Genomic DNA, 7,830 nt, shown 5'->3' with positions numbered 1-7,830 from the left:
CGTCGAGGATGTAGTCACCCTTTTCGATATAGTCACCTTCCATCAGATGGAACGGCTTGCCCTTCGGGATCAGGTACTCGACCGGCTCGACACCGTCTTCCGCCGGCTCGATGATGACGCGACGCTTGTTCTTGTAGTCGCGGCCGAGGCGGATCGTACCATCGATCTCAGCGATGATGGCGTGGTCCTTCGGACGACGAGCTTCGAACAGTTCGGCAACACGCGGCAGACCACCGGTGATGTCCTTGGTCTTGGCGCTTTCCAGCGGCGAACGTGCAAGCACGTCACCCTGGGAAACCTTCTGACCAGGCTCGACCGACAGGATCGCGTCAACCGACAGCTGGAAGCGGGCATCAGCACCGCGCGGCAGCTTCATGACGCTACCGCTGGCGTCCATGATGACGATCGACGGCTTGAGGTCCGAACCGCGCGGGGTCGAACGCCAGTCGATAACCTGACGCTTGGTGATACCCGTGGATTCGTCGGTCGCTTCGAGAACGGAGAGACCATCGACGACGTCTTCGAACTGAACGGTACCCGAGACTTCCGTCATCATTGGACGGGTGTACGGATCCCACTCTGCCAGACGCTGACCGCGCTTGACCTTGTCGCCATCATCGACGTGCAGCTTCGAACCGTAGGCGACGCGCTGCGAAGAGCGTTCGACGCCACGCTCGTCGAGAATGGTGACCGCCATGTTGCGGCCCATAGCGACGAGAACACCGTCAGAGTTGCGCAGCAAGTTGCGGTTCTTCATTTGCACGGTACCTTCGTACGATGCTTCGAGGAACGACTGGTCGACCACGTTCGCCGTACCACCAAGGTGGAACGTACGCATGGTGAGCTGCGTGCCCGGCTCGCCGATCGACTGCGCGGCGATGACGCCAACGGCTTCACCCATGTTGACAGGTGTACCGCGGGCAAGGTCACGACCGTAGCAGATCGAGCAAACGCCGGTCTGAACTTCGCAGGTCAGTGCCGAACGGATACGGATCGACTGGATACCGGCCTTCTCGATCTCGATGACATCGGGCTCGAGGATCATCTTGCCGGCATCGACGATACGTTCGCCGGTGACGGGATGATCGATATCGTCGAGCGCGGTACGACCGAGAACGCGAACGCCAATCGATGCCACGACCTGACCAGCATCGACGATGGCGGTCATGGTGAGGCCCTTGTCGGTGCCGCAATCCACGAGGTTGACGATGCAATCCTGCGCGACGTCGACGAGACGGCGGGTCAGGTAACCCGAGTTTGCCGTCTTCAGAGCGGTGTCTGCGAGACCCTTACGGGCACCGTGGGTCGAGTTGAAGTACTCGTTAACGGTCAGACCTTCCTTGAAGTTCGACGTGATCGGCGTCTCGATGATTTCACCCGACGGCTTGGCCATGAGGCCGCGCATGCCGCCCAGCTGGCGCATCTGGTTCGGAGAACCACGGGCACCCGAGTGCGACATCATGTAGATGGCGTTCATCTGCTTCTGGCGACCCGTTTCCGGATCGAACTCGACGGCCTTAATGCGGGCCATCATGTCCTCGGCGACCTTTTCGGTTGCCTTACCCCAAGCGTCGACGACCTTGTTGTACTTCTCACCCTGAGTGATCAGGCCGTCGTTGTACTGCTGCTCGTATTCCTTGACCAGGTTTTCGGTGTCGCCGACGATCTTCGCCTTCGAGTCCGGGATAACCATGTCGTCCTTGCCGAACGAAATGCCGGCGCGGCAGGCGTGGGTGAAGCCGAGCTGCATGATGCGGTCGCAGAAAATGACCGTGTCTTTCTGGCCGCAATGACGGTAGACCGTGTCGATCATCTTGGAGATGTTCTTCTTGGTCATTTCCTGGTTGCAGATGTCGAAGGTCACCTTGCCGTTCTTCGGCAGGAGTTCGCCGATGAGCAGACGGCCAGGGGTCGTTTCGTAGATCTTCGAGTAGGGCTTGCCATCCTCGTCGATCGACTTGAAGCGGCCGCGGATCTTGGAGTGCAGCGTCACGACCTTGTTTTCAAGCGCGTGATGCAGTTCGCCCAGATCGGAGAAGGCCATGCCTTCGCCCGGTTCGTTCTGGTTCATGATCGCGAGGTAGTACAGGCCGAGAACCATGTCCTGCGACGGAACGATGATCGGTGCACCGTTTGCAGGGTGCAGGATGTTGTTCGTCGACATCATAAGGACGCGGGCTTCGAGCTGGGCTTCCAGCGACAGCGGCACGTGAACGGCCATCTGGTCACCGTCGAAGTCGGCGTTGAAGGCCGTGCAGACGAGCGGGTGCAGCTGGATAGCCTTGCCTTCGACCAGGATCGGTTCGAAGGCCTGGATGCCCAGGCGGTGCAGCGTCGGTGCGCGGTTCAGGAGAACCGGATGCTCGCGGATAACCTCGTCGAGGATATCCCAAACTTCCGGCTTTTCCTTCTCAACCAGCTTCTTGGCCTGCTTGACGGTCGAGGAGTAACCCTTGGCGTCGAGGCGGGCGTAGATGAACGGCTTGAACAGTTCGAGCGCCATCTTCTTCGGCAGGCCGCACTGGTGCAGCTTCAGTTCCGGGCCGGTCACGATGACCGAACGGCCGGAATAGTCGACGCGCTTGCCGAGCAAGTTCTGACGGAAGCGGCCCTGCTTGCCCTTGAGCATGTCGGACAGCGACTTCAGCGGACGCTTGTTGGCGCCGGTGATGACGCGGCCACGGCGGCCGTTGTCGAACAGCGCGTCCACAGATTCCTGCAGCATGCGCTTTTCGTTGCGGATGATGATGCCCGGAGCGCGCAGTTCGATCAGGCGCTTCAGACGGTTGTTACGGTTGATGACGCGACGATAGAGATCGTTCAGGTCGGAGGTCGCAAAGCGGCCGCCATCAAGCGGAACCAGCGGGCGCAGGTCCGGCGGGATGACTGGGACGACCTTCATGATCATCCATTCCGGGCGGTTGCCGGACTCCATGAAGTTCTCGACGATCTTCAGGCGCTTCATCAGCTTCTTCTGCTTGAGATCCGACGTGGTGTCGGCCAGATCCGAGCGCAGGTCGCCCGCAATCTTCTCAAGGTTCATCGATGCCAGCATTTCGAAGATGGCTTCAGCGCCGATCATGGCGGTGAACTGATCTTCGCCGTACTCGTCGACGGCAAGCATATATTCTTCTTCCGTCAGGAGCTGGTGCTCCTTGAGCGCGGTGAGGCCCGGCTCGGTGACGATGTAGTGTTCGAAGTAGAGAACGCGCTCTACATCCTTCAGCGTCATGTCGAGCAGCGTCGAAATGCGCGAAGGAAGCGACTTCAGGAACCAGATGTGGGCAACGGGAGCGGCGAGCTCGATGTGGCCCATGCGCTCACGGCGAACGCGCGACAGCGTAACTTCGACGCCGCACTTTTCGCAGATGATGCCCTTGTACTTCATGCGCTTGTACTTGCCGCACAAGCATTCGTAGTCCTTGATCGGTCCGAAGATGCGGGCGCAGAACAGACCATCGCGTTCAGGCTTGAACGTACGATAGTTGATCGTTTCCGGCTTCTTGATCTCACCATAAGACCAGGAGAGAATCTTCTCCGGAGACGCAATCGAGATCCGGATGGAATCGAAATTCTGCGCAGGCACCTGCGGATTGAAAAGATTCATGACCTCTTGGTTCATGCCTGTCTCCTTCATGGGCTGAAAGCCCTCAAACTGCGATGATCAGCGGCAAATCCCGGGCGCCGCGCCATCGCGAAAAAACGACAATAACCGCAGAATGCGGCGAAATCGTCCCTTCCCGGCCAACACGTTACGGGGCCAGAGCTGGGACGGTGCGCGCTACATGGCAGCGCGCACCCTATCAGGTGGTTACTCGGCGGCGTCCGGCAACTGGCCGGTCTGCTGCTCGTCAACCTTCGAGTTCTCGAGCTCGACGGAAAGACCCAGAGAGCGCATTTCCTTGACGAGAACGTTGAAGCTTTCGGGAATACCCGCTTCGAACGTGTCGTCGCCACGGACGATGGCTTCGTAGACCTTGGTACGGCCGGCGACGTCGTCGGACTTGACCGTGAGCATTTCCTGCAGCGTGTAAGCCGCACCGTATGCTTCCAGAGCCCAGACTTCCATTTCCCCGAAGCGCTGACCGCCGAACTGCGCCTTGCCGCCCAGCGGCTGCTGGGTAACGAGCGAGTAAGGACCGATCGAACGAGCGTGGATCTTGTCGTCGACAAGGTGGTTGAGCTTGATCATGTACATGTAGCCGACGGTGACCTTGCGGTCGAAGGGCTCGCCCGTGCGGCCGTCGTACAGAACCGACTGACCACTTTCGTGCAGACCTGCCTTCTTCAGCATAGAGGCAACGTCAGGCTCATGCGCACCGTCGAAGACCGGCGTTGCGATTGAGACACCACGGCGGGACTGCTCGGCCAGCTTGACCAGCGCGTCGTCGTCGAAGTGGGCGACTTCATCCTTGGCCTGCGAAGCGTAGACATCCGTCAGCTCCGTCTTCAGGTCGGTGATGTCCATCGTCTTGCGGTATTCGTCGAGCAGCTCGCCGATCTTCTTACCCATGCCGGCGCAAGCCCAGGCAAGGTGGGTTTCGAGGATCTGGCCGACGTTCATGCGCGAAGGCACGCCCAGCGGGTTCAAGCAGATGTCGACATGCGTGCCGTCTTCGAGGAACGGCATGTCTTCGACAGGCACGATACGCGAGACAACGCCCTTGTTACCGTGACGGCCGGCCATCTTGTCGCCCGGCTGGATCTTGCGCTTCACAGCAACGAAGACCTTGACCATCTTCATGACGCCAGGAGGCATTTCGTCGCCGCGCTGGACCTTCTCGACCTTGTCCATGAAGCGCTGTTCAAGGCGCGACTTGGATTCGTCGTACTGGCCACGCAGAGCTTCGAGCTCGGACTGAACCTTCTCGTCCTCGACGGCGAACATCCACCACTGCGAGCGGGGATATTCGGAGACGACGGCGTTGGACAGCTCGGTGCCCTTCTTGAAGCCCTTCGGGCCTGCGATGGCAACCTGGCCACGCAGCATGTCGATCAGACGGCCGTAGACGTTACGGTCGAGGATCGCCTGCTCGTCGTCGCGGTCCTTTGCAAGACGCTCGATCTCTTCGCGCTCGATAGCCATCGCGCGCTCGTCCTTTTCAACGCCGTGGCGGTTGAAAACGCGAACTTCGACGATCGTGCCGTAGGTGCCCGGAGGCATGCGCATGGAGGTGTCGCGAACGTCGGACGCCTTTTCACCGAAGATGGCGCGCAGAAGCTTTTCTTCCGGCGTCATCGGGCTTTCGCCCTTCGGCGTGATCTTGCCGACGAGGATGTCACCCGGCTGAACTTCAGCACCGATGTAGACGATACCGGCTTCGTCGAGGTTCTTCAGCGCTTCTTCCGAAACGTTCGGAATGTCGCGCGTGATTTCTTCCGGACCAAGCTTGGTGTCGCGGGCCATCACTTCGAATTCTTCGATGTGGATGGAGGTGAACACGTCGTCAGCGACGATGCGTTCCGACATCAGGATCGAGTCTTCGTAGTTGTAACCGTTCCACGGCATGAACGCGACGAGCGCGTTGCGGCCGAGTGCCAGGTCGCCCAGGTCCGTCGACGGGCCGTCGGCGAGAATGTCGCCGCGGTTGATGACGTCACCAACGGTGACCAGCGGACGCTGGTTGACGCAGGTGTTCTGGTTCGAACGCTGGAACTTCTGCAGACGGTAGATATCAACACCGGACTTGCCGGCATCGAGGTCTTCCGTCGCACGGATAACGATACGCGTCGCGTCGACCTGGTCGACCACACCGCCACGGCGAGCGCCGATAGCAGCGCCGGAGTCGCGGGCAACGATCGGCTCCATGCCGGTGCCGACGAACGGAGCTTCAGCGCGCAGCAGAGGCACGGCCTGACGCTGCATGTTCGAGCCCATGAGAGCGCGGTTGGCGTCGTCGTTTTCCAGGAACGGGATGAGAGCGGCTGCGACCGAAACAACCTGCTTCGGCGAAACGTCCATCAGGTTCATGCTGTCGCGCGGAGCGAGCATAACTTCGCCGGCGTGACGGCAAACGACGAATTCGTCGACGAACGAGCCGTCGGAACCGAGTTCGGCGTTGGCCTGAGCGACGTAGTACTTCGCCTCTTCCATTGCGGAGAGGTAAAGAACGTCGTTCGTGACCTTGCCGTCAACGATGCGGCGGTACGGCGATTCAATGAAGCCGTATTTGTTGACGCGTGCGAAGGTCGCCAGCGAGTTGATCAGACCGATGTTCGGACCTTCCGGCGTTTCGATCGGGCAAATACGGCCGTAATGCGTCGGGTGAACGTCGCGGACTTCGAAGCCTGCGCGCTCGCGGGTCAGACCACCCGGGCCAAGAGCCGAAAGACGACGCTTGTGGGTGATTTCCGAAAGCGGGTTCACCTGGTCCATGAACTGCGACAGCTGCGAGGAGCCGAAGAATTCGCGGACGGCAGCTGCTGCCGGCTTGGCGTTGATCAGGTCCTGCGGCATGACCGTGTCGATTTCGATCGAGGACATACGTTCCTTGATCGCGCGCTCCATGCGCAGCAGGCCGAGACGGTACTGGTTTTCCATCAGTTCGCCGACGGAGCGAACGCGACGGTTGCCGAGGTTGTCGATGTCGTCGATCTCGCCCTTGCCGTCGCGCAGTTCGACGAGCATCTTGACCACGGCCAGGATGTCGTCCTTGCGCAGGACACGGACGGTGTCTTCGACTTCGAGGTCGAGACGCATGTTCATCTTGACGCGACCGACGGCCGACAGGTCGTAGCGCTCGGCGTCGAAGAACAGCGAGTTGAACATCGCTTCGGCCGATTCCATGGTCGGCGGTTCACCCGGACGCATGACGCGGTAGATGTCGAACAGAGCGTCCTGACGGTTCTCGTTCTTGTCCGCGTTCAGCGTGTTGCGGATGTAGGCGCCGACGTTGATGTGGTCGATGCCGAGAACCGGGATTTCTTCGAAGCCATGCGACAGGATGACGGCGAGCGACTTCTCGTCGATTTCGTCGCCTGCCTCGAGGTAGATTTCACCCGTGGAGTAGTTGACGATGTCTTCGGCGAGGAAGTTGCCGTACAGGTCTTCGTCGGTCGCCTGCAGAGCCTTGAGGCCCTTCTCGGACAGCTGACGGAGCAGACGCGGGGTCAGCTTCTTGCCACCTTCGACGACGATTTCGCCGGTGTCGGCGTCGATCATGTCGCCGATCGTCTTCGCACCCTTGAGGGTCTCAGGCGTAAACGGAATGCGCCAGCCCTTGCCGTCACGAACATAGTCGGACTTGGTGTAGAAGGTCGACAGGATCTCTTCGCCGTCCATGCCGAGCGCCATCAGCAGCGACGTTACCGGCAGCTTGCGGCGACGGTCGATACGGGCGTAGACGATGTCCTTGGCGTCGAATTCGATATCGAGCCAGGAGCCGCGATACGGGATAACGCGAGCGGCAAACAGCAGCTTGCCGGACGAGTGGCTCTTGCCCTTGTCGTGGTCGAAGAACACGCCCGGCGAACGGTGCATCTGAGACACGATAACGCGCTCGGTGCCGTTGACGATGAACGTGCCGTTGTTGGTCATGAGCGGCATGTCGCCCATGTAAACCGACTGTTCCTTGATGTCCTTGATCGACTTCGCGCCCGTATCTTCATCGATATCGAACACGATCAGACGGAGAGTAACCTTCAGCGGCGCGGCGTAGGTCAGGTCGCGCTGGCGGCATTCATCGACGTCGAACTTCGGCGGTTCGAACTCGTAGGACACGAATTCCAGCATGGAAGCGCCGGAGAAATCCGTGATCGGGAATACGGACTTGAAAACCGACTGAAGGCCCTCGTCAGGGCGACCGCCCTTGGGCTCTTCAACCATCAAAA

The 7,830-nt window shown here is 60.0% G+C and carries 2 protein-coding genes; both read right to left on the bottom strand.

What is annotated here, in order from left to right:
• Nucleotides 1-3,622: DNA-directed RNA polymerase subunit beta' (gene rpoC / locus B3605_RS16030; protein WP_296435015.1), on the bottom strand; the 3,622-nt coding region annotated here is incomplete at its 3' end.
• A gap of 189 nt (nucleotides 3,623-3,811) precedes the next feature.
• Nucleotides 3,812-7,828, bottom strand: a complete 4,017-nt coding sequence (rpoB, locus tag B3605_RS16025) for a DNA-directed RNA polymerase subunit beta (RefSeq protein ID WP_296435013.1) — start codon at nucleotides 7,826-7,828, stop codon at nucleotides 3,812-3,814.
• Nucleotides 7,829-7,830: the final 2 nt, after the last annotated feature.

The sequence above is a fragment of the Rhizobium sp. UBA1881 genome (assembly GCF_002338015.1).
Classification (GTDB): domain Bacteria; phylum Pseudomonadota; class Alphaproteobacteria; order Rhizobiales; family Rhizobiaceae; genus Rhizobium.
Note: the sequence above shows the minus strand (reverse complement) of the source record. Positions and strands in the feature narration are given on the sequence as shown.